The following is a 21,540-nucleotide window of genomic DNA, read 5'->3' on the forward strand; positions in this document are numbered from 1 at the left end:
CGGGCGAGACGTCGGCAGTTGCGGCGTTTCGTGGGGCCGATCGACCTGACCGATCGGCTCGAGAGGTCCAAGTCCATGGACAGGCCGATCAGAGGGCTGGCCAAGGCCGTGCGCGCGCGCATCCGCCCGGGGCTGTTGCGTGACCTGCTGCACGGGGTGCCGACGGGCAAACCCGTGCATCCCCCGCTGGCCACGGTCACGCTGGGCTGCTGGATGTCCGCCACCCTGCTCGACGCGGCGAAGGCCGATCCCCGGGCGGTGCGGCTGCTGCTGGCCACCGGGATCGCCACCTCCCTGCCGACGGCGGCGGCGGGCATGACCGACTGGTCGTCGCTGCACATCGAGCAGCAGCGCGTCGGCTTCATCCACATGCTGGCGAACGTGACCACGCTGGGCCTGTTCTCCGCCTCACTGCTGGCCAGGATGCGCGGGCGCGAGCAGGCCGGCCGGGCGCTGTCGTACGCCGGGCTCGGGATGGGGGCGCTAGGCGGCTATCTGGGCGGGCACCTGGCCTACCGGCTCGCCGCCGGGGCCAACCACGCCCCGCAGGTCACCCACCTGGTGCCGCTGGGCTGGCATGATCTGTGCCTGCTGACCGACCTCCCGGAAGGCAGGCCCGTCTCGCGGCGGCTGGGTTACATCGAGCTGTTCGTGCTGCGCCGCAACGACGCCGTCACCGTGCTGGTCGACCGGTGCCCGCATCTGGCCGGGCCGCTGCACCAGGGCAGGATCGTCATGGACGGCGACGAGCCGTGCGTGGTGTGCCCGTGGCACGGCAGCACGTTCCGGCTGGACGACGGCTCGGTGCGGCACGGACCCGCGACGGCGCCCGCGCCGATGTTCGACAGCCGGGTACGCCGTGACGGCACCGTGCAGGTGCGGCCGAGCTTGACCTGAAGTCCACTTGAGGTTTTATCGTCGGCCGCATGATTCTGGTAACCGGTGCGACCGGCAACGTGGGCAGACATGTGGTGGCGCAGCTCGCGGGGGCGGGCCTGCGGGTACGCGCTCTCGTGCGTGATCCCGTCCGGGCGGATCTGCCCGAGGGCGTGGAGGCGGTCAAGGGTGATCTCACCGCACCGGAGACCCTGGCGCCCGCCCTCACCGGGGTGGAGAGCGTGTTCCTGGTGTGGCCCGGCTTCTCCGGCGAGGCGGCCAGGCCCGTGGTGGACCTCGTCGCCGCGCACGCCCGCCGCGTGGTCTACCTGTCGGCGAACGTCCCCGCCGGCACGCCCACGTTCCACGCCGACGTCGAGCGGCTGATCAGGGGCTCGGGGATCAACTGGACGTTCCTGCGGCCCGGCGGGTTCGCCGCCAACACGCTCGGCTGGGCCGACCAGATCAAAACCGGCGTCGTGCGCTGGCCGTACGGGCAGGCGTCCAGGTCACTGATCCACGAGAAGGACATCGCGGCGGTCGCCGTGCACGTGCTGACCTCCGCCGGCCACAACGGGGCCGCCTACACGCTGAGCGGGCCGGCCAGGCTGACGCAGGCCGAGCAGGTGGCGGTCATCGGGCGGGCGGTCGGGCGCGAGGTGCGCTGGGAGGACCAGGAGCCGCAGGAGGCCCGCGAGGCGCTGCTGGCGGCCTGGGGCGACGCCGCGTTCGTCGACGGCGCGCTGGAGGCGTGGGGGCGGCTGGTGGACGAGCCCGAGGAGGTCACGCCCACCGTGCAGCGGCTGATCGGCCGGCCGGCGCTGCCGTTCGAGCAGTGGGCGGCCGATCACGCGGCGGACTTCCGCTGACGCTACTGCTCGTCGGCGGGGTGCTCCACCAGGGCGAGGATGCGGCTGGACATGAACCGCGCCGTGCGGATGGCCGTGCCGCTGCGGGTGACCTCGCTCACCTCGACGAGCCCCCGCCGCGTGGCCACCTCGACCCGGCGGCCCGCCCGGGTGGCGGCGACCTCGTAGGTACGCGGGGTGCCGCCCGCGTCGATGACGATCTCCACCCGATCACCCTTCATGTACGGATTTATACCCACAAAGCCCGAAATTTATCCGTACACCAGTTTGACAATCGCCACGACTCCCACCACCACGATCACCCCGCGCAGCACCGGGGCCGGGATGCGGCGGCCCACCTTGGCGCCCAGGAAGCCGCCCAGCATCGCGCCCAGCGCGACCGCCAGCACCGCCCACCAGTCGACCTCGGCGATCAGCGTGAACAGGACGGCGGCGGTGCCGTTCACGATCAGCGACAGCACGTTCTTGGCCGCGTTCACCCGTTGCAGGCCCTCGTCCAGGAACGCGCCGAGCAGCCCGATCAGCAGCACGCCCTGGGCCGCGCCGAAGTAGCCGCCGTACATGCCCGCGCCCAGCACGCCCAGCCAGAGCGCCATCCCGCCGTGCGGGTGCGCGTGCTCGCGCCGGGCCGCCAGCCAGCCGTTCAGTTTCGGCTGCAGCACCACCAGCACGCAGGCCAGGCCGATGAGCACCGGCACGACGACCTTGAACACGTCGGGGTCCAGGTAGAGCAGCAGCACGCCGCCGGCCGCCGCGCCGACGGCGGACGCCACGCCCAGCCGCGCCAGCCTGGCCCGCTGCCCGCGCAGCTCGGCACGGTAGCCGTAGGCGCCGGTGAACGAGCCGGGGACGAGCCCGACGTTGTTGGACACGTTCGCCACGATCGGGTCGATCCCGACCGCCACCAGCGTGGGGAACGTGATCAGCGACCCGGACCCGACGACCGCGTTGATCGCACCGGCCGCCACCCCGGCCGCCCACACGGCGACCACTTCCCACACTGTCACGCTGACCCTCCAGACCCGGCCGTTCGTGCCACCAGAGCCTAGAGGGGCGCCTTCCTGGGACAACGCCCGAGGGTGGGGCTCAGGCGGGCTTGTCGGGGTCGCGGGGGGAGAACAGGCCGCCCAGGCCCTCCAGCACCTTGCCCATCTCGGAGGGGACGATCCACAGCTTGTTCGCGTCGCCCTTGGCGATCTCCGGCAGGGTCTGCAGATACTGGTAGGCGAGCAGGCGCTGGTCCGGGTTGCCCTCGTGGATGGCCTTGAACACCATGCCGATCGCGTCCGCCTGCCCCTTGGCCCGCATCGCCTCCGCCTCGGCCTCGGCCTGGGCGCGCAGCACGGCGGCCTCGGCGTCGCCGCGCGCCCGCAGGACGGCCGCCTGCTTGTCGCCCTCGGCGGCGAGGATGGCGGCCTGGCGCTGCCCTTCGGCGGTGAGCACGGCGGCGCGCTTGTCCCGGTCGGCCCGCATCTGCTTCTCCATCGAGTCCTGGATGGAGGCGGGCGGGTCGATGGCCTTGAGCTCGACCCGGTTGACCCGGATGCCCCACTTGCCGGTGGCCTCGTCGAGGGAGCCGCGCAGCTCGGTGTTGATCTCCTCGCGGGAGGTGAGCGTGCGTTCCAGGTCCATCCCGCCGACGACGTTGCGCAGGGTCGTGACGGTCAGCTGCTCGACGCCGACGAGGAAGTTGGCGATCTCGTACGTGGCGGCCCTGGGGTTGGTGACCTGGAAGTAGATGACGGTGTCGATGGAGACGACGAGGTTGTCGGAGGTGATCACCGGCTGCGGCGGGAACGAGACCACCTGCTCGCGCAGGTCGATCAGGTCCTTGATGCGGTCGATGAACGGCACCACCAGGTTGAGCCCCGGGGTCAGCGTGCGGTGGTAGCGGCCCAGGCGCTCGATGACGGCGGCCGTGGCCTGGGGGATGATGCGGATCGTCCGGGCGAGGCCGAAGCCCACCACCGCGACCACGACGAGGGCGACGATGAGCTGCTGCGTGGTCATGGCGACGCTCCGAAGCCGATATAGCGCGACTCGGTTGATGATATTTGGTTTCGCCGTTCCGTGACCGTTTTGATCAATTCCGGTTGACCATACTTCGCGAGCCGAAGTATGGTCCTGCGTCATGGCTGAAGGATCACGTGGGCTCAGCGAGCCCGCGTACTTCGTGCTCGCGGCGCTGCTCGACGGCCCCAAGCACGGGCACGCGATCATCAAGACGGTCCTGGCGCTCTCCGAGCACCGGGTCAAGCTCCCCGTGGGCACGCTCTACGGCGCGCTGGACCGGCTGGCGGCCGGCGGCCTGGTCGTCCTGGACCGGGAGGAGACCGTCGACGGCCGCAGGCGCCGCTACTTCCGGCTCACCGAGGAGGGCGGCACGCAGCTCCGCGCCGAGGCGCTGCGCCTGCGCCAGGCGGCCGCGATCGTCATCGGGACGGCCCTGGCATGACGACGCTGGAACGCCAGTACCGGCTGCTGCTGCGCGCCTACCCGCACGGCTACCGGTCCGACCACGGCGGCGAGCTCCTGGACGTGCTGCTGGAGACCACCGAGCCCGGCCGCCGGCTGCCCCCGGCCCGGGAGGCGGTCGCCCTGCTCGTCGCCGGCGCCCGCACCCGGATCACGCAGGCCGCCCGGGGACGCGCCTGGCCGGACGGGCTGCACCTGGGCGTCACCGTGCTCACCCTGGTCCAGCTCGCGACGCTCGTCCCGTACGCGGGGCGCGTCCCGCTGTGGGTCGCCGTCTCGGCCGCCGCCTTCCTGGCCGTGCTGCGCGGCCGGGTGCTGCTCGCGCTCCCCCTCGTCGCCGCCGCCGGGGTCAAGGTCTGGGGCATCACCCACGGCCGTCCGGTCCTGGACCACACGATCCTGCCCGTCTACCCCGACCCGCTCTGGGACGCCCCCGCGCTGTACGGCACCGGCGGCCCGATCGCCCCGGCCGTCTCGTACCTGGTGGCGATCTCCGGGCTGGCGGTCCTGGCGGTGCGGCGGGAGCCGGTGCGCGTCAGGTCGTGGGCCTGGGTGGCGGCGGCGCCGGTGCTCGCGGGCGCGGACCCCGCCTGGCTCGACGTGGGCGGCGGGCTGGACAGCGGGTCCGTGTCCGTGGTGGCCCGGGTCGCCCTGGAGTCCGCCCTGCTCGCGGGGGCCGCCTGGGCGGGCCGGCTCACGGGTGACCACCGGTGGGCGATCGCCGCCGGCGCCTACCTGCTGCCCGCCCTCGCGATCCTCTTCGAGAACCTGGCCGCGCAGACCCGCCAGGACGCCGTCCACTGGATCGTGCTCCTCACGCTGACCCTGGTCGCCGCCGCGATGCCGCATCGCGGGCGCCGTCACGCCGTGCTCTGACCCCCTCCACTCCCCCAGGCGGCGTCGCTCCCGCGACGCGCGCCCGGTTCGCCATGCCCTCGAACGCAAGGAGCTCACCGTGCACCGACGACTCACCGCCGCCGCCCTGCTGACCCTGGCGCTCGCCGCCTGCGGAAGCACGCCCGCCGCACAGCCCGAGGCGGCCCAGCCGTCGCCCCAGGACCGTCAGCGTCAGCTCCAGACCGTGCTGGCCGACTGCATGAAGCAGAAGGGCTTCGAGTACGTCCCCTACGTCCCCCCGGCCGCCACGGTGACCGACGAGGAACGCAGGCGGGACTCGGGCGACTACGAGACCACGAAGGCGCACCGGGCCAAGTACGGCTTCGGCGTCTGGTCGAGCATCGTCTACCCGAACGGCCCCGGCACGATGCCCCGAGGCGCGGGCCCCTCGAACCCCAACGACAAGATCGTCAGCTCGCTGTCGGAAACCCAGACCGGCGCCTACTACGCGGCCCTGGACCCCTGCTACGCCAAGGCGGCCAAGCAGGCCCTCGGCAAGGCCGTGAAGAGCAAGATGGACCTGTTCAAGCAGGGCGCCCAGACGGTCAAGCGCAACGTGGCCCGCGAGATCGACGGCGACCCCGGCCTGGTGGACCTGGCCGCCGCCATGGGCGACTGCCTCAAGGGCAAGGGCTACGCGGTCGCCTCGGCCAAGCCCTCGGCCCTGGCCCGGCGGGGGCCTGACCGGTTCCACGACGAGATGACCGAGATCGGCCGCGAGCAGCAGCCGGGCATGGCCGGGTCCAAGAACGAGAACGCGATCATCATCCCGGAGATGACCGCCGACCAGGCCAGGCCGTACCTGGACAAGGAGATCAAGGCGGCACTGGACGACCTGGAGTGCGGCAAGGACTTCTACGCGGCCTACCAGCCGAAGAAGACCGAGATCGACCGCCGCATGCTGGAGGAGTTCGCCCTGGAGCGGTCGTGACCCGGCGTCCCCGGCGGGCGCTGGGCGGCGTCCTGGCCGGCGTGCTCGTCATCGCGGGCGCCGGCTGGGCGGTGGGCTCCCGGCTGCGCTCCCCCGCCGACGAGGCCGCCGCCCGCCAGGCGCCCGCGCCGTCGCTGGTGACCGCGCCGGTGCGGCGGCAGAAGCTGACCAGCACCGTCGCGGTCAGCGGCACCCTGGAGTACGGCTCGCCGCTGCCCGTCACGCTCGCCGGGGCGGTCGGCGGCACGGCCGAGGCGCAGCGCGTCACCCGCGCCCCGCGTCCCGGGCGGCTCGCCGAGGGGTCGGTCCTGATGGAGGTCAACGGCCGGCCGGTGTTCGCGCTCGAAGGCAGGGTGCCGATGCACCGGACGATCGCCCCTGGCACCGAGGGCGCCGACGTCCGGCAGCTCCAGCGGGCGCTGCGGCGCTTCGGCCACGGCACGGCGGCCACCGGGGTGTTCGACGCGGCCACCGCCTCGGCCGTCCGGCGCTGGTACGCCAGCAAGGGCTACCGGGCCCAGGAACCCGACCTGACCGCCCGGCAGACGCTCGACCAGCTCCGCCAGGCCGTACAGACCGCCGAGGAGACGCTGCTGACCGACCGCAAGGCGCTGGAGGCGGGCCGCGAGGTGCGGCCGCTCAAGGTCGCGCTCGACCACGCCCGCCAGGACCTGGCCGAGGCCGAGAGCGCGCTCGCCGAGGCCGAGCAGGCGGAGACGACCCCCGCGGACGAGGGCAGGCTCGACGCCCTGCACCAGGCCGTACGCGCCGCCGAGGAGGAGCTGCTGGCCGCCCGCCAGGCGCTCGCCGCGGCCAAGCCCGAGGACGACAGGCGGCTGCTGGAGCTCAAGGCGGCCAACGCCGAGCGGGACCTGGAGTCGGCGCGGCGGGCCGTGGACCTCTTCCTGGAGGAGGCCGCGACCGCCAGGGACGCGCGCCTGGCGGAGCTCCGCAAGGCCGTCAGGACCGCCGAGGAGGCCGCGCTCACCGCAGGCCAGGCGCTGAAGCGCGCCAAGGAGACCTCGCCGCTGCGCCTGAAGATCGCCAACGGGCGCCGGAACGTGGCGAGCGCACGGGCCACGCTGGCCGAGTACCGCAGGACGTACGGGGTCAGCGTCCCGCCCGGCGAGATCGTGTTCCTCCCGAAGCTGCCCGCCCGGCTGCACAAGGCCGAGGCGCGGGCCGGCGAACGGGTCGAGGACGAGGTGGCCACCGTCACCAACACCGCGTTCATGGTCACCGGCTCCGTCGGCGACGCCGAAGGCAGGCTGCTCAAGCCCGGCATGGCCGCGGTGGTCGAGCTGTCCGACGGCCGCGCGTACCGGGCGCGGCTGACCGCCAAGGGCCCGGGCGCGCGGGTGGACAAGGCCGCGGACGCGGAGCCCGGCGTGGGCACGGTGCCCGTCCTCATCACGCCCGCCGCCGCCAAGGGCCTGCGCGCCGCCGTGGGCGCGCCGGTGACCGTGAAGATCGCCGTGGGCTCGACCAGGAGCGCGGTGCTGACCGTCCCCGTCACGGCGGTGGTCACCTCGGCCGACGGCCGGGCGCGGGTGCGCGTGGAGAGCGCCCCCGACCGCACCCAGGACGTCGAGGTGCGCACCGGGCTCACCGCGCACGGAACCGTCCAGATCACCCCGGTACGGGCGGCCGCGCTCAAGGAGGGCGACCGGGTGGTGGTCAGCGATGGATGAACCGGTCATCCGGCTCACCGACGTCAGCCGGGAGTTCCCCGCCGACCCGCCCGTGCGGGCGCTGCACCGGGTGTCGCTGAGCGTGGCGAAGGGCGACTACGTGGCCGTCGTGGGCCCGTCGGGCTCCGGCAAGTCCACGCTGCTCAACACGCTGGGCCTGCTCGACCGGCCCACCTCGGGGTCGTACCGGCTGGACGGGATCGAGACGACCACGCTGAAGGACGGCGCGCGGACCCGGGTGCGCGGCAGCCGGATCGGCTTCGTCTTCCAGGCGTTCCACCTGCTCCCGCACCGGACCGTACTGGAGAACGTGGCCCTGGCCGAGGTGTACGGCGGCGACCGGCGCAACCGGTGGCGGCGCGCCGAACGGGCGCTGGAGCGGGTGGGGATGACGCACCGCGCCGGGTTCATGCCCGGACGCCTGTCGGGCGGCGAGAGGCAGCGCGCCGCCATCGCCCGCGCGCTGATGGGGCGGCCCTCGCTGCTGCTGTGCGACGAGCCCACCGGCAACCTCGACAGCCGCAACACCGCCCTGGTCCTCGACCTGCTCGACGAGCTGCGCGAGCAGGGGCACACGATCGTGGTCATCACCCACGAGGACGAGGTGAGCGCGCGTGCCGGACGGCGGGTGCGCATCACCGACGGCATCCTGACGGAGGAGTGAACGGGTGGATCCGCGCGATCTCTGGACGGAGGCCCTCGCCGGCGTGCTGGCCCGCCCGCTGCGCTCGGCCCTGACGACGCTCGGCACCGTGATCGGCATCGCCACGCTGGTCGTCACGCTGGGCGTCGCCGGCACGGCGGGCAACCAGATCGTCGGCCGGTTCGACGAGCTGACCGCGACCGCGCTCACGGTCGAGGTGCCGCAGGACGACGACCCGCTGGTCACCTGGGAGGCCGCCGACGAGCTCGCCCGGCTGCGCGGCGTCGCCGCCGTCACCGCGATCGCCCAGACGGAGGAGAGCTCCAACCTGACGGTGACCGCCAACGCCCTGGTGGACCCCACCCGGATCACCGGCCAGTCGCTCGCCGTCGTGGCCGCCACGCCGAGCCTGCCGCAGGCCGCCCGGGGCCGGATGGTCCGGGGCCGCTTCTTCGACGCCGGGCACGTGCGGCGCGGCGACCGCGTGGCCGTGCTCGGCGAGCAGGCCGCGCGGATGCTCGGCGTCGGCGGCCTGGACGGACAGCCCGCGATCTTCGTCGACGGCCGCCCCTACAGCGTCATCGGCGTCGTCGGCGACCTGAAGCGGGAGCGCATCCTGACCGGCGCCGTCATCGTGCCGCCCACCGCCGGCGCCGAGTTCGGGCTGCGCGACGTCACCCGCGTGCTGGTCGCCACCGACCTCGGGGCCGCCGACCTGGTCGCCCGCCAGGCCCCGCTCGCGCTCAGCCCCGCCGACCACGCCCTGCTGCAGGTCGTCAAGCCGCCCAGCCCCGCACGGGCCCGCGACGGCGTCCAGAACGACCTCAACGGCCTGTTCCTGATCCTCGGCCTGGTGTCGCTGGTGGTCGGCGCGGTCGGCATCGCCAACGTCACGCTCGTCACCGTGATGGAACGGGTGCCCGAGATCGGGCTGCGCCGGGCGCTCGGCGCCGCCCGCAGGCACGTCGCCGGTCAGTTCCTGCTGGAGTCGACGCTGGTCGGGCTGGCCGGCGGGGTGATCGGGACCAGCGTGGGCGTCGTCGCCGTCGTCGCCGTGTCGGCCGTCCAGCGCTGGACGCCGCTGCTCGACGTCCGCATCGCCCTGGCCGCGCCGGTCGCGGGCGCGCTGGTCGGCCTGCTGGCCGGGCTCTACCCGGCGCTGCGGGCGGCCCGGCTGGAGCCGGTCGAGGCGCTTCGCTAGTACGGCCTGACGTACCAGCGGCCCTGGGCGCTGCGGTCAAGGGCGAGCGGCACGCCGAACGTCTGCGACAGGTTGTCGGCCGTCATCACGTGCTCCAGCGGCCCCTGCGCCACCACCGAGCCGTGACGCAGCAGCAGCCCGTGCGTGAAGCCGGCCGGGATCTCCTCCACGTGATGCGTCACCAGCACCAGCGCGGGCGAGCGGTAGTCGCCCGCGAGCACCGACAGCCGCCGCACCAGGTCCTCGCGCCCGCCCACGTCGAGCCCGGCCGCCGGCTCGTCGAGCAGCAGCATCTCCGGGTCGGGCATGAGCGCGCGGGCGATCTGCACCCTCTTGCGCTCACCCTCCGACAGCGAGGCGAACCGACGCCGGATCAGGTGGGCGGCGCCCATCATGTCGATCAGCTCGACGGCCCGCGTGACGTCGTTGGAGTCGTACTCCTCCGTCCACCGCCCCAGCAGCGCGTAGGAGGCGGTGAGGACCAGGTCGATGACCTTCTCGTCCGGCGGGATGCGCTCGGCCAGCGCGGAGCTGGCCAGCCCGATGCGCGGGCGCAGGTCGAACACGTCGGCCACGCCGATGCGCTCCCCCAGCACCTCGGCCACCCCGTCGCTGGGATGCAGCAGCGTGGCCGCCACCTGCAGCAACGTCGTCTTCCCCGCCCCGTTCGGCCCGAGCACGACCCAGCGTTCGTCCTCCTCGACCGTCCAGTCGATGCCGCGTAGCAGGGTCGCCCCGTCGCGCCTGTAGGCGACATCCTGGAACCGCAGCACCTGACCACCCATCCCCGTTCCTCCTCCAGGAGTGACCCTTGAGACAAACCTATTGCAGGGCGAGCGCTTATCGTGGATCGGTGCACCCTGAATCGCCTGTCTGTGCCGCGCTCGTCGCCTGGGGGAACGCCTGGCTCGCCGGTCATGTCGGTCTTGACGAGGCCGTCGACCACGTCGAAGCCGTCGGCGGGCCCACCGTCGCCGGTGAGGTGCCGCTGCGCCGCTACCTGGCAAACCTGCGTGCCGACCGGCTCGCCGAGCTCCGCCTGGCGCTCCCGGCGCCCGGCGACCCGCTCGGGCTGTCCGGGCCGCCGTCGTTCAACTCCGCCGCGGTCGACGCCGGGCAGGCCGTCATCGCGGTGCTGCCCGACCGGTGTCTCGGCCTGGTCCCGTCGCTCGATCTGCGCGGGTCGTCCTATGTCGGCGTACGGCTGGACGTACAGGAAACCGGGCCCGCCCGGCAGGACCTGCCGTCGGTGGCCGAGGCCGAACGGGAGCTGTCGGAGGCCATGCGGTCGGCCACGCAGGCGCTCACGTCCGTCGGCGGGCCCGCGCAGAGCCGCCCCGAACACGTCGGGCAGGGCGGCGAGCTCGCCCCCGGCTATCCGGGGCGCGCCCACCGCGTGTCGGCGCTCGCCACGCGGCTCGGCGCGGTGCTGCGGCTGGCCGAGGAGCGCGGGCTCACCGCGGGCCAGCTCGCCGACGCCGGGGCCGCCCTGCGCGAGCTGGACCGCGCCGTGCGCCGCGCCGTCGTGGCCGCCCACCACGCGATCTTCGAGCCGGTCAGGAACGAGCGGGGACGCTGATCAGGTCAGGCCGTGCCGGACCGCGTAGAGCGCGGCCTGGGTCCGGTCCTGCACGCCCAGCTTCATCAGCACGTTCGACACGTGCGTCTTGACCGTCTTCTCCGCGACCGCCAGGCTGCGGGCGATCTCCCGGTTGGACCGGCCCGCCGCGATCAGCGCCAGCACCTCCCGCTCGCGCTCGGTCAGCGGCACCGACGTGGGCACGCCCGAGCCGCCGCCGTTGAGCATCGCCTCCGCCGCCTCCGGCGCCAGCAGCACCTGGCCCTCGTGCACGGCGCGCACGGCCTGCACGAGCGCGGTCGGGTCGACGTCCTTGTAGAGGAACCCCGACGCGCCCGCGCGCATCGCCGGCCCCACGTCGGACCGGTCGCTCACCGAGGTCAGCACCAGCACCCGGGTCGCCGAGCCGGTCAGCCTGCCGAGCGCGCCGAGGCCGTCGAGCACCGGCATCTTCAGGTCGAGAAGCAGCACGTCGGGCGCGAGCTCGCCGACCAGGGCGACGGCCTGCTCCCCGTCGGCCGCCTCGCCCACCACCGTGATGTCGTCCTGCAGGTCGAGGAAGGTGCGCAGCCCCTGCCGCACCACCGGATGGTCGTCGGCGATCAGCACCCGGATCACACGTCCACCTCCACGCGTACGGTCGTCCCACGGCCGGGGGCGGACTCGACGCTCATCCGCCCGCCCACCGACTCGGTCCTGTCACGCATCGACACCAGGCCCAGCCCCCGGGTCTCGCCGTGCTCGAAGCCGCTGCCGTTGTCGTGCACGGTCAGCACCAGCCTGCCGCCCTCGTGCGACAGCTTGGCGGCCACCTCGGAGGCGCCGGAGTGCCTGAGCGCGTTGTGCAGCGCCTCCTGCGCCACCCGCAGCACCACCACCTCCGACTCCGAGCCCAGCGGCGGCACCTCGGCGCACTCGTAGGTGACCGAGGCCGGATGCAGCCGGTCGAGCATGCGCACGTGCTTGCGCAGCGTCTCCGACAGCCCGTGCCGGTCGAGCTCCGCCGGGCGCAGCTCCACGATCACCGCGCGCAGCTCCGCCAACGCCTCGCCGGCCAGCCGCTGCACCCGCTCCAGCTCGGCGGCGGCCTTGTCCGGGGCGCTCTCCACCAGCGCGGCCGCGGCCTGCGCGGTGAGCCGGAGCGAGAACAGCTTCTGCGTGACGGCGTCGTGCAGGTCGCGCGCCATCCGGTTGCGCTCCTCCAGCATGGCCAGCTCGCGGCCCCGCTCGTACAGCCGCGCGTTGGTCAGCGCTATGGCCGCGTGCGCGGCGAACAGCGTCAGCAGCTCCTGGTCGGCCTGGGTGAAACCGCCGGGCGTGCGCTTGTTGGCCAGGAAGATGATGCCGAGCGTCTGGCGGCCGTCGAGGATGGGGACCCCGAGGAAGTCCTTCATCACCGGATGCGCCTTCGGCCAGTATTCGAACCGCTCGTCCTCGCGCAGGTCGGGCAGCCGGACCGGGACCCCGTCGCGGAGCATCGCGCCGAGCATGCCATGCTGGCGGGGCAGCGGGCCGATCGCGTCCCACTGCTTGTCGGTGATGCCCTCGGCGACGAACTCGGCGAACGAGCCGTCGTCATCGGGCACGCCGAGCGCCGCGTAGCGGGCGTCCAGCAGCCGCTGCGCCGAGCGCACGATGACCTGCAGCACCTCCCGCACCGACAGGTGCCGGGTGACCGCGAGCACGGCGGAGCTCACCGCCTGCAGGATCTCGTCTCGGTCCGCCGTCACGCGGTCCACTCTAAGGTCCTAGGACGAAGTGCCCAGCCGCGGGCGGGGCCAGCGGCCGATGTGCCCGCGTCCGCCGGTTCCTACCGTCGAGTCATGACGAACACCGCACTCATCACCGGCGCCTCCCGCGGTCTCGGCCTCGCCCTGGCCAGGTCCCTGGCGGGCGCCGGCTGGAACCTCGTGCTCACCGCCAGAGGAGCGGCCGACCTCGACCGGGCCGCCGCCGAGCTGGGCGCCACCGCGCTGCCCGGCGACGTGCGCGATCCGGCCCACGTCGCCCGCCTCGCGGCGGCCGTACCCGAGCTGGACCTGCTGGTCAACAACGCCAGCGGGCTCGGCGCGACCCCGCTGCCGCCGCTGGCCGCGTATCCGCTGGCCGAGTTCAGGGAACTGCTGGAGACGAACGTGACCGCGCCCCTGGCGCTCGTCCAGGCCACGCTGCCCGCGCTGCGCGCCCGGCGCGGCGCCGTCGTGAACGTCTCCTCCGACGCCGCCACCGGCGCCTACCCGGGCTGGGGCGGCTACGGCGCCACGAAGGCCGCGCTCGACCAGCTCTCCAACGTGCTCGCCGCCGAGGAGCCCGGCCTGGCCGTCTGGTGGGTCGACCCCGGCGAGATGAACACCCGCATGCTGGCCGACGCCGTGGGCGCCGACGAGGCCGCCGCCGCGGGCGACCCCGCCAAGGTCGCCGCCACGCTGCACGACCTGATCAGGACCCGGCCCGCGAGCGGCAGGGTGAGCCTGCAATGAGCACGGCACTCGACTTCGCGCTCCCGCCCGCGCTGTCCGCCCACGAGCCGCCCGAGGCGCGCGGGCTGACCAGGGACGGGGTGCGGCTGCTGGTCTCCCCCGGCGCCGGCGAGCCCCTGCACCGGCGCTTCACCGACCTGCCCGGCCTGCTCTCTCCCGGCGACCTGATCGTGGTCAACAACTCCGCCACCCTGCCGGCCGCCGTCCGGCTGGACCGGCTCGCGGTGCACTTCTCCACCGCACGCGACGACGGCACCTGGCTGGTCGAGCTGCGCCGCCGTACGTCCACCGCGTCGGAGCCGTACCTGGGCGGCGAGGCAGGCGAGTGGCTGCCGCTGCCGGGACGCGCCACGCTGCGGCTGCTCGGCCGGGAGACGCCGCGCCTGTGGCGGGCCGCCCTCGACCGCGACGTGCCCGCCTACCTGCGCGAGCACGGCGCCCCCATCCGCTACTCGTACGTGGAGCGCGACTGGCCGCTGGACGCCTACCAGACCGTGTTCGCGACCGTGCCGGGCAGCGCCGAGATGCCCAGCGCCGGACGGCCGTTCTCCGCCGAGCTGGTGACCGCGCTGGTGGCCCGCGGCATCGGCATCGCGCCCGTCACCCTGCACACCGGCGTGGCCTCACCCGAGAAGGACGAGCCCCCGTACGCCGAGCGCTACGAGGTGCCCGAGTCCACCGCCCGGCTGGTCAACCTGGCCAGGCGGAGCGGCGGCCGGGTGGTGGCGGCGGGCACGACCGTGGTGCGCGCGCTGGAGACCGCCGCGGGCGCCGACGGGCGGGTGTCGGCCTCGACCGGCTGGACCACGCGAGTCGTCACGCCCGACGACGGCGTCCGCGCGGTCACCGGGCTGATCACCGGCCTGCACGAGCCGCGCTCCAGCCACCTGCAGATGCTCACCGCCATCGCCGGCGAGGAGCCGCTCAGGCGGGCCTACGAGGCGGCGATACGGGAGGGGTACCTGTGGCACGAGTTCGGCGACACCCACCTGATCCTCTCGGCATAGGAGGGCACCTGGTACGCGAGCACACGAACGGGCGCAGTACCGTGGCTGAATGTGGACCAGCGCACCCTCCTGATCACATTTACCGGCCCTGACCGCCCGGGCGTTACTTCGAGACTTTTCTCCGTCCTGTCTGGTTTTCCGGTGACCGTGGCCGACATCGAGCAGGTCGTCATCCGCGGCAGGCTCACCCTCGGCGTGCTCGTCGCCTACGCCGGCGGCCCCTCCACCGGCACCGGCACCACGCTCGGCGCCATGTGGACCGCCGTCGAGCAGATCGCCGAGGACCTCGGCATGGAGGTCGAGCTCTCCACCGGCTCCACGGCCAAGGAACAGCGCCGCCGCGGCCGGCTGTCGGTCAGCGTCCTCGGCCCCACCCTCCAGCCCGCCGCCATCGCCGGCATCGCCGGGCGCATCGCCGCCGCCGGCGCCAACATCGACCGCATCGAACGCCTCGCCCAGTGGCCCGTCACCTGCATCGAGCTGTCCGTCTCCGGCGCCAACCCCGACGCCCTGCGCATCGAGCTCGCCGCCGAAGCCGCCCTCCAGCAGGTCGACGTCGCCGTGCAGCGCACCGGGCTGTCCCGGCGGGCCAAGCGGCTCATCGTCATGGACGTCGACTCCACCCTCATCCAGGGCGAGGTCATCGAGCTGCTCGCCGCCCACGCCGGCTGCCTCGACGAGGTCGCCCGCGTCACCGAGGAGGCCATGCGCGGCGAGCTCGACTTCGCCGAATCGCTGCGCCGCCGCGTCGCCCTCCTCGAAGGGCTGCCCGCCGAGGTGTTCGAGCAGGTGCGCAAGGAAGTCGTGCTCACCCCCGGCGCCCGCACCCTCGTCCGCACCCTCAAGCGGCTCGACTACCGCTTCGCCATCGTCAGCGGCGGCTTCACCCAGATCACCGACGCGCTCGTCGACGACCTCGGCATCGACTACTCCGCCGCCAACGTGCTCGAAGTCGTCGACGGCAAGCTCACCGGCCGCGTCGTCGGCGAGATCGTCGACCGCCCCGGCAAGGCCAGGGCCCTGGAGCGGTTCGCCAAGGAGGCCGGGCTGCCCATCAGCCAAACCGTCGCCATCGGCGACGGCGCCAACGACCTCGACATGATCGCCACCGCCGGGCTCGGCGTCGCCTTCAACGCCAAACCCGTCGTCCGGCAGGCCGCCGACACCGCCGTCAACACGCCCTACCTCGACTCCATCCTCTACCTGCTCGGCATCTCCCGGGACGAGGTCGAGGCCGCCGACGCCGAGGACGCGCTGCTCACGGCTCCTTGGGGTCCCACAGTGTGACCAGGCGGCCGCCGCCCGGCCACAGCTCCGCCCACGCCGACTCCACCTCCACCACCGCGAACGCCCCCGGCCGGAAGCCGAAATCGCCGCCCGTGAGCTGCATCGCCAGATCCAGGGCGCCCGGATTGTGCCCGCACAGCACCACCGTCCGGCGCTCCGGATCCGCCCTGCGCACGATCTCCAGCAGCTCCTCCGGCCAGGCGCCGTAGACGTCCCGCTGGTAGTCGACCTCGACGCCCGGGAAGGCCAGCTCCGCGGTGCGCGTGGTGCGCCGGCTCGGCGAGCAGATCACCAGGTCGGGCTCCAGGCCCAGCGCTCTGATCTCCGCCCCCGCCCGCACCGCGTCACGCTCGCCCCGCTCCGTCAGCGGCCGCTCCCGATCCGGGACGCCGGCGTCCTGGGCGGCCTTGGCGTGCCGCAGCACGATCAACGTACGCGGCCCCGTCATCTCGACGCCCACACGGCCAGCCCTACGAGCACCGCCAGGATCGCCAGCATCGCGAGCAGGATGATGGCCAGCGTCTTCCCGCCGTTGGGAGGCTTCTCGTCCATCCGCCCAGTTTCCCATCGGGGCCGCCCGCCCGGCGAACACCCCTCCCGGATGACCACGACCGCACCGTAAGAACGCCCGGGGGCGGGCGTTCGCGGGCCGGTCCAGAGGCTACGGGACGGGACGCCCCTGGGCCGGTCGGGAGGCGACCGGGCGGGGCGCTCACGGGCCGGTCGGGAGGCTACGGGGCGGGTGCTCACCGGGGCCGGCAATGCAAACGCCCGCCCCCAGGCTCGGGAGCGGGCGTGCACGGGCGGGTCAGGAGGCTACGGGCTCCTGCTCGCGATGGTTGTCGTTGTTGGCCGGCTCGGCGTTCACCGAGCGGCGCTTGGAGACGATGATGGCCACGACCACCACGCCCACGGCGACCACGGTCATCCCGATCCGCAGCATCGCGTTGTCCGCGTACAGCACCACGGCCGGGGCGACCAGGAGCGCCACCAGGTTCATCACCTTGATCAGCGGGTTGATGGCCGGACCGGCGGTGTCCTTGAACGGGTCGCCGACGGTGTCGCCGATGACCGTGGCCGCGTGGGCCTCGGACCCCTTGCCGCCGTGGTGGCCGTCCTCGACGAGCTTCTTGGCGTTGTCCCAGGCGCCGCCCGAGTTGGACAGGAACACCGCCATGAGCGTGCCGCACGCGATGGCCCCGGCGAGGAACGCGCCCAGCGGCGCGTAACCCATCGCGAAACCGACCGCGATCGGCGTCATGACCGCCAGCAGGCCGGGCGTGGCCAGCTCGCGCAGCGAGTCGCGGGTGCAGATGTCGACGACGCGCCCGTACTCGGGCTTCACGCTGCCGTCCATGATGCCCGGGTTGTTGCGGAACTGGTCGCGTACCTCGAAGACCACGCGCATCGCGGCCCGGCCGACGGCCGAGATCGCCAGCCCGGAGAACAGGAACACCACCGCGGCGCCGATGATGAGACCCACCAGCACGTTCGGCGCGTCGATGCCCAGGTTGAACCCGGCGCCCTGCGGCAGCTCGCTCTCCACGGCCGTCCGGAACGCCCCGAACAGCGCCGTGGCCGCGAGCACCGCCGTGGCGATCGCGATGCCCTTGGTGATGGCCTTGGTGGTGTTGCCGACCGCGTCGAGGCTGGTGAGGACGCGGGCGCCCTCGCCCTCGACGTCGCCGGACATCTCGGCGATGCCCTGCGCGTTGTCGGAGACCGGGCCGAAGGTGTCCATGGAGACGATGACGCCGACGGTGGTCAGCAGGCCGGTGCCGGCGAGCGCGACCGCGAACAGCGCGACCGTCACGTTGCCGAACCCGAGCAGGAACGCGCCGTAGACCGCGCCGCCGATGATCAGCGCCGAGTAGACGGCCGACTCCAGGCCGACGCTGATGCCGGCCAGGATGACGGTCGCCGGGCCGGTCGCCGAGCTCTCGCCGATCTCGCGCACCGGGCGGCGGTTGGTCTCGGTGAAGTAGCCGGTGAGCAGCTGGATGGCGCTGGCCAGGACCAGGCCGATGAGCACCGCGCCGATGGCGATGATCCGCGGGTCGGCGTCGGACTGCACCGCCGCGCCGCTCAGGCCGCTGAAGCTGCTGGGCAGGTACCAGAACGCGGCGGCGGCGACCAGCACCGCCGAGATCGCCGCGGAGATGAAGAAGCTGCGGTTGATCGCGGCCATGCCGTTGCGGTCGCGGTCGCGCATGCGGGTGACGAAGATGCCGATGATCGCGGTGAGCACGCCGATCATCGGGACGATCAGCGGGAAGATCAGCCCTTCCTCGCCGAAGGCCACCCGGCCCAGGATGAGGCTCGCGACGAGCATGACGGCGTAGGACTCGAACAGGTCGGCCGCCATGCCGGCGCAGTCACCGACGTTGTCGCCCACGTTGTCGGCGATCGTCGCGGCGTTGCGCGGGTCGTCCTCGGGGATGCCCTGCTCGACCTTGCCGACCAGGTCGGCGCCCACGTCGGCGGCCTTGGTGAAGATGCCGCCGCCGACACGCATGAACATCGCGAGCAGCGCGGCGCCGAAGCCGAAGCCTTCGAGCACGCCCGGCGCGTTGCCCTGGTAGAAGAAGACGACGACGGCCGCGCCCAGCAGGCCGAGGCCCACCGTGAACATGCCGGCCACGCCGCCGGTGCGGAACGCGATGCGCATCGCGCGCTTCTCGCCCGATTCGCGGGCGGCCGCGGCGACGCGCACGTTGCCGCGCACGGCCAGCCACATGCCCATGAACCCGGTCAGCGCGGAGAACACCGCCCCGACCACGAAGAAGATCGAGCGGCCGACACGTACGTCGGTCTCGCCCGGAAGCAGCAGCAACAGGAAGGGGATCACGACGACGAAGATCGCCAGCGTACGGAACTGCCGCGCCAGGTATGCGGCTGCCCCTTCCTGCACGGCACGGGCGATGTTCTGCATGCGCTCCGTGCCTTGGTCAGCGGCCAGCACCTCGCGCACCAGACCGCCGGCGACGGCTAGCGCGATCAGCGCGACCGCGGCGACCACGATCACAATGGTGAGATTGCTCGAACTCAGGGCCAGATTGGACGCTGGCTCCAGTGCCAGCAGATGGCTTGACATCGTTCTCCTCGGCAAGACCGGTCGTCCTGCCCGGGCGGTGCTGCAATATCGGCGGGCGGTGCGGCACCATCCGGGTTGTGGGTGCCGCTTCCGGTTGAATCCGCAGTGTGCGCCGGATCACCTTGGCCGGTGCCGGGAGTCTACGCAGGGGATTCGCAGATATGAAGGCTCTGAGGGCGGGCATTTGCGCGCCTGTCCAGTAAGCCCCAGACAGGACGGCGATTCGCGAAGTAGAAGATGATATTTCCGGCACTTTACGGGCGTGACTACTGCGAGAAAAGTGCTGACCGAAAATGCCGCCCGGCCGTTTCGCCGATCTTCCCCATTGCCGGGCCCGAGCCACGTCGCAGCCCCGCGCCGCTGATCGGCCACCGGTCAGAGGCGGGTGCACTGGCGGTGGCAGCCCCAGGTTCACCCGAAGGCCCCCAGAAGCTCGTACGTGCACGCACCGCCCCCGGACCGCGCAACTGCCCTCAACTGCCCTCAACTGGCCGCACGGACGCTTCTGACGGCCCTACAGCGCCCCGGCGCCCCGTCGAGTCGGCGAAGACCAGGCACCGAGCTTTCACCCAGCGGCCCTGGGCCCCCAAACCCTCCCACATCGGCCCAACGGCTCCGCACCATCCCCCCAGCACGCCCACCGATCGCCCAAGCCCTCGGCTGATGACCCCGCCGGCCACTTCGCACACCGACCCCACCAGCCACCTCGCGTGGCCACCCCACCGGCCGTCTCGTAGGCCGACCCCGCTGCCACCTCGCATGGCCACCCCCGGCCGTCTCGCAGGCCGACCCCGCCAGCCACCTCGCGTGGCCACCCCACCGGCTGCCCAGTCCGCGGGCGGCGGGCTAGCCACAACCGCCCGTGCACTCCCTCTGCGGCTGTCGCGCCCTGCGGCAGCGTCCGGCGCCCGTCCCCGTTGACCGCCTTCGCCGGATCGGCACGGACCCCGCCTTCGCCTCTCCCCTGCGGTTCGCGGCGGCCCCGACCGCATGGCACCCGTAGCGACGCTCCTGCACACAGCCCCACGCTTACGGCGGGCCGGGGGGCCGAAGGCCGGGGCCGAAGGCCGGGGCCGAAGGCCGGGGCCGAAGGCCGGGGCCGGAGGCCGGAGGCCGGAGCCGGAGGCCGGAGCCGGGGGCCGAGGGCATCGGGGCAGGATGGCCGGGGCATCGGACGCCCACGCACCGCATGCCTGGCTCCATCGCCCCGTACATCAATACATCGCGCCGTACATCATGGGCGGGACCGTACGCCGCTCAGGCCGGACGGAGGGCAGATGACGTGGGAGAGCACCCCGCCCATCCCCCACACGGAAGAGGGCCGAGGCACGGCCTCAAGTGCCACGGGAGGCCGACAAGCACGGCGATGCGATCCAGGCAGACATGGGGGCCAGGCTGGAATCGATGAACGCCCTGCCCCTCCCTCGCGTTGGGGGTGCGCGGGAGGGGATGGGTCAGCCGGTTCGGCCGTTGGCCACGGCGGGCCAGCTCATGCGGATGCGCATGCCCTTGGGGCTGGGGAAGACCTCGACGTCGTCCGCCAGGCCCGCGATGACCGCGATGCCGAAGCCGGACATGAACGAGTCGGAGAGCATGCCCAGATCGAGGGGTTGTTCCTGTTTGATCTCGTCGCTGGGCGCCTGGTCGCTGACCGTGACCTCGAAACGCCCGGAATCGTCTCGGAGCTCGATGCGGATGGGCTCGCCCGGGCAGTGGACGCGATGCGCCTCGACCGCCCGGGAACACGCCTCACCCACGGCGAGCCTGACTTCGTCCAGCAAGGACTCCTCCACGCCGGTGCGCCGGGCTATCGCGGTCGCGACCAGCCGGGCGGTCCGCACATGCGCGGGAAGAGCGCTGAACGTCAGCTCGACAGTGGCCATCTACTTGTCTTTGCCGTGAGCTTCCTTGGCCTCGTCGACCGAAGCGTAGATCCCGAAGACCTTGGTCAGACCGGTGATCCGGAAGATCTTGAGGATGCGCTCCTGGGTGCACACCAGCTCAAGGGAGCCGTCGTGGGCGCGGACCCGCTTGAGCCCGCCGACCAGGACGCCAAGACCGGTCGAGTCGAGGAAGTCGACCTTCTCCATGTTGACGAGAAGGTGGAAGTTGCCCTTGTTCACCAGGTCGATGAGAAGCTCACGCAATCTCGGCGCCGTGTAGACATCGATCTCACCCTCGACCTCGACGATGGTGAGTCGGTCCTCGTTGTGGTGATCCAACTTCAGATCCACAGATCCTCCAGCGCCTCGCCTGCGAAAGTACTCTTGCGGGCCTGGCAGTCTGGAGCGGGGCTCCCGACTGTCGGACCCTGACGCGCGGCATTCAACCACGCGTCTGGCTTGTGTCTATACGAAATCACGATTCCCGGCGACTTTGCCCACGGACGCAGACTGGAAACAGTGACTTCCTCCGCTTCCTCCCCACACCGAACGGGTCCACTCCTCCAACACCTGCTCGGAGTTCCCGCACGTCATGAGCGTGTCACCCATGTGGAGCATGTTCCAGCA

22 protein-coding genes are annotated in these 21,540 nt (G+C 72.8%); 12 read left to right on the forward strand and 10 right to left on the reverse strand.

What is annotated here, in order from left to right; translation table 11 throughout:
• The first annotated feature begins 75 nt into the window (after positions 1–75).
• Together ACWDXC_RS25000 and ACWDXC_RS25005 are read left to right on the forward strand one after the other, a co-directional pair.
• Positions 76–897 carry a Rieske 2Fe-2S domain-containing protein gene (locus ACWDXC_RS25000; protein WP_219509572.1) on the forward strand — a complete coding sequence of 274 codons (822 nt, stop codon included), beginning with the start codon at positions 76–78 and terminating at the stop codon, positions 895–897.
• A 29-nt stretch (positions 898–926) separates the two neighbouring features.
• Positions 927–1,745, forward strand: a complete 819-nt coding sequence (locus ACWDXC_RS25005; RefSeq protein ID WP_449985888.1) for an NAD(P)H-binding protein — start codon at positions 927–929, stop codon at positions 1,743–1,745.
• A gap of 2 nt (positions 1,746–1,747) precedes the next feature.
• Here the strand turns inward: ACWDXC_RS25005 and ACWDXC_RS25010 are convergent, their stop codons facing one another.
• The 3 genes from ACWDXC_RS25010 to ACWDXC_RS25020 all read right to left on the reverse strand — a co-directional run bounded on the left by ACWDXC_RS25010 (position 1,748) and on the right by ACWDXC_RS25020 (position 3,755).
• Complete coding sequence (locus ACWDXC_RS25010) at positions 1,748–1,966, reverse strand: hypothetical protein (RefSeq protein ID WP_357584728.1); 219 nt, start codon at positions 1,964–1,966, stop codon at positions 1,748–1,750.
• Positions 1,967–1,996: 30 nt separating this feature from the next.
• Positions 1,997–2,752 (reverse strand): sulfite exporter TauE/SafE family protein, encoded by a 756-nt coding sequence (locus tag ACWDXC_RS25015; RefSeq protein WP_219509569.1) that lies wholly within the window; start codon positions 2,750–2,752, stop codon positions 1,997–1,999.
• 79 nt (positions 2,753–2,831) lie between these two features.
• Complete coding sequence (locus tag ACWDXC_RS25020; protein WP_449985892.1) at positions 2,832–3,755, reverse strand: SPFH domain-containing protein; 924 nt, start codon at positions 3,753–3,755, stop codon at positions 2,832–2,834.
• 121 nt (positions 3,756–3,876) lie between these two features.
• On the opposite strand from ACWDXC_RS25020, the gene ACWDXC_RS25025 reads away from it, so the two are divergent.
• The 6 genes from ACWDXC_RS25025 (at position 3,877) to ACWDXC_RS25050 (ending at position 9,583) form a co-directional block, all read left to right on the forward strand.
• Positions 3,877–4,200 (forward strand): PadR family transcriptional regulator, encoded by a 324-nt coding sequence (locus ACWDXC_RS25025; RefSeq protein ID WP_449985895.1) that lies wholly within the window; start codon positions 3,877–3,879, stop codon positions 4,198–4,200.
• On the forward strand, positions 4,197–5,096 hold the full coding sequence (locus ACWDXC_RS25030; protein WP_449985897.1) for a hypothetical protein: 900 nt from the start codon (positions 4,197–4,199) through the stop codon (positions 5,094–5,096). The genes ACWDXC_RS25025 and ACWDXC_RS25030 overlap by 4 nt, the downstream gene beginning before the upstream one ends.
• A 79-nt stretch (positions 5,097–5,175) precedes the next feature.
• Positions 5,176–6,048: a hypothetical protein gene (locus tag ACWDXC_RS25035; RefSeq protein ID WP_449985899.1), complete on the forward strand. Its 873-nt coding sequence runs from the start codon at positions 5,176–5,178 to the stop codon at positions 6,046–6,048.
• Positions 6,045–7,739 (forward strand): peptidoglycan-binding protein, encoded by a 1,695-nt coding sequence (locus ACWDXC_RS25040; RefSeq protein ID WP_449985901.1) that lies wholly within the window; start codon positions 6,045–6,047, stop codon positions 7,737–7,739. The genes ACWDXC_RS25035 and ACWDXC_RS25040 overlap by 4 nt, the downstream gene beginning before the upstream one ends.
• On the forward strand, positions 7,732–8,403 hold the full coding sequence (locus ACWDXC_RS25045; protein WP_449985904.1) for an ABC transporter ATP-binding protein: 672 nt from the start codon (positions 7,732–7,734) through the stop codon (positions 8,401–8,403). The genes ACWDXC_RS25040 and ACWDXC_RS25045 overlap by 8 nt, the downstream gene beginning before the upstream one ends.
• A 4-nt stretch (positions 8,404–8,407) precedes the next feature.
• Positions 8,408–9,583, forward strand: coding sequence for an ABC transporter permease (locus ACWDXC_RS25050; RefSeq protein ID WP_449985907.1), 1,176 nt, complete (start codon positions 8,408–8,410; stop codon positions 9,581–9,583).
• Here ACWDXC_RS25050 and ACWDXC_RS25055 read toward each other — a convergent pair.
• Positions 9,580–10,368, reverse strand: coding sequence for an ABC transporter ATP-binding protein (locus tag ACWDXC_RS25055; protein ID WP_219509562.1), 789 nt, complete (start codon positions 10,366–10,368; stop codon positions 9,580–9,582). The genes ACWDXC_RS25050 and ACWDXC_RS25055 overlap by 4 nt on opposite strands.
• Positions 10,369–10,436: 68 nt before the next feature.
• On the opposite strand from ACWDXC_RS25055, the gene ACWDXC_RS25060 reads away from it, so the two are divergent.
• Positions 10,437–11,162, forward strand: coding sequence for a hypothetical protein (locus ACWDXC_RS25060; protein ID WP_449985910.1), 726 nt, complete (start codon positions 10,437–10,439; stop codon positions 11,160–11,162).
• On the opposite strand, the gene ACWDXC_RS25065 is transcribed toward ACWDXC_RS25060, so the two are convergent.
• Both ACWDXC_RS25065 and ACWDXC_RS25070 read right to left on the reverse strand, forming a co-directional pair.
• On the reverse strand, positions 11,163–11,780 hold the full coding sequence (locus ACWDXC_RS25065; RefSeq protein WP_449985912.1) for a response regulator: 618 nt from the start codon (positions 11,778–11,780) through the stop codon (positions 11,163–11,165).
• A complete protein-coding gene (locus ACWDXC_RS25070; RefSeq protein WP_449985914.1) occupies positions 11,777–12,892 on the reverse strand; it encodes a GAF domain-containing protein in 1,116 nt (371 codons plus the stop codon). Before ACWDXC_RS25070 ends, ACWDXC_RS25065 begins: the two co-directional genes overlap by 4 nt.
• Before the next feature lie 93 nt (positions 12,893–12,985).
• On the opposite strand from ACWDXC_RS25070, the gene ACWDXC_RS25075 reads away from it, so the two are divergent.
• From ACWDXC_RS25075 to serB, 3 genes are read left to right on the forward strand one after another with little or no spacing between them, the layout of a single operon-like run.
• Positions 12,986–13,642, forward strand: a complete 657-nt coding sequence (locus ACWDXC_RS25075) for an SDR family oxidoreductase (protein ID WP_375072595.1) — start codon at positions 12,986–12,988, stop codon at positions 13,640–13,642.
• Complete coding sequence (locus tag ACWDXC_RS25080) at positions 13,639–14,649, forward strand: S-adenosylmethionine:tRNA ribosyltransferase-isomerase (protein ID WP_449985917.1); 1,011 nt, start codon at positions 13,639–13,641, stop codon at positions 14,647–14,649. The genes ACWDXC_RS25075 and ACWDXC_RS25080 overlap by 4 nt, the downstream gene beginning before the upstream one ends.
• A gap of 51 nt (positions 14,650–14,700) precedes the next feature.
• Complete coding sequence (serB, locus tag ACWDXC_RS25085) at positions 14,701–15,936, forward strand: phosphoserine phosphatase SerB (RefSeq protein WP_449985920.1); 1,236 nt, start codon at positions 14,701–14,703, stop codon at positions 15,934–15,936.
• Here serB and ACWDXC_RS25090 read toward each other — a convergent pair.
• The 4 genes from ACWDXC_RS25090 to ACWDXC_RS25105 form a co-directional block, all read right to left on the reverse strand.
• A complete protein-coding gene (locus ACWDXC_RS25090; protein WP_449985923.1) occupies positions 15,908–16,384 on the reverse strand; it encodes a SixA phosphatase family protein in 477 nt (158 codons plus the stop codon). The genes serB and ACWDXC_RS25090 overlap by 29 nt on opposite strands.
• Before the next feature lie 360 nt (positions 16,385–16,744).
• Positions 16,745–19,030, reverse strand: coding sequence for a sodium-translocating pyrophosphatase (locus tag ACWDXC_RS25095; RefSeq protein ID WP_449985925.1), 2,286 nt, complete (start codon positions 19,028–19,030; stop codon positions 16,745–16,747).
• Between the two features lie 1,454 nt (positions 19,031–20,484).
• On the reverse strand, positions 20,485–20,913 hold the full coding sequence (locus ACWDXC_RS25100) for an ATP-binding protein (protein ID WP_219509553.1): 429 nt from the start codon (positions 20,911–20,913) through the stop codon (positions 20,485–20,487).
• Positions 20,914–21,264 carry an STAS domain-containing protein gene (locus tag ACWDXC_RS25105; protein WP_020542579.1) on the reverse strand — a complete coding sequence of 117 codons (351 nt, stop codon included), beginning with the start codon at positions 21,262–21,264 and terminating at the stop codon, positions 20,914–20,916.
• Positions 21,265–21,540 lie beyond the last annotated feature (276 nt).

This window comes from Nonomuraea sp. NPDC003214 (genome assembly GCF_053590035.1).

Coding starts and splice junctions, on each gene's coding strand:
- ACWDXC_RS25000 (WP_219509572.1), top strand. CDS start 76: ATGGACAGGCCGATCAGAGGGCTGGCCAAGGCCGTGCGCGCGCGCATC.
- ACWDXC_RS25005 (WP_449985888.1), top strand. CDS start 927: ATGATTCTGGTAACCGGTGCGACCGGCAACGTGGGCAGACATGTGGTG.
- ACWDXC_RS25010 (WP_357584728.1), bottom strand. CDS start 1,966: ATGAAGGGTGATCGGGTGGAGATCGTCATCGACGCGGGCGGCACCCCG.
- ACWDXC_RS25020 (WP_449985892.1), bottom strand. CDS start 3,755: ATGACCACGCAGCAGCTCATCGTCGCCCTCGTCGTGGTCGCGGTGGTG.
- ACWDXC_RS25025 (WP_449985895.1), top strand. CDS start 3,877: ATGGCTGAAGGATCACGTGGGCTCAGCGAGCCCGCGTACTTCGTGCTC.
- ACWDXC_RS25030 (WP_449985897.1), top strand. CDS start 4,197: ATGACGACGCTGGAACGCCAGTACCGGCTGCTGCTGCGCGCCTACCCG.
- ACWDXC_RS25045 (WP_449985904.1), top strand. CDS start 7,732: ATGGATGAACCGGTCATCCGGCTCACCGACGTCAGCCGGGAGTTCCCC.
- ACWDXC_RS25055 (WP_219509562.1), bottom strand. CDS start 10,368: ATGGGTGGTCAGGTGCTGCGGTTCCAGGATGTCGCCTACAGGCGCGAC.
- ACWDXC_RS25075 (WP_375072595.1), top strand. CDS start 12,986: ATGACGAACACCGCACTCATCACCGGCGCCTCCCGCGGTCTCGGCCTC.
- ACWDXC_RS25080 (WP_449985917.1), top strand. CDS start 13,639: ATGAGCACGGCACTCGACTTCGCGCTCCCGCCCGCGCTGTCCGCCCAC.
- ACWDXC_RS25090 (WP_449985923.1), bottom strand. CDS start 16,384: ATGACGGGGCCGCGTACGTTGATCGTGCTGCGGCACGCCAAGGCCGCC.
- ACWDXC_RS25095 (WP_449985925.1), bottom strand. CDS start 19,030: ATGTCAAGCCATCTGCTGGCACTGGAGCCAGCGTCCAATCTGGCCCTG.
- ACWDXC_RS25100 (WP_219509553.1), bottom strand. CDS start 20,913: ATGGCCACTGTCGAGCTGACGTTCAGCGCTCTTCCCGCGCATGTGCGG.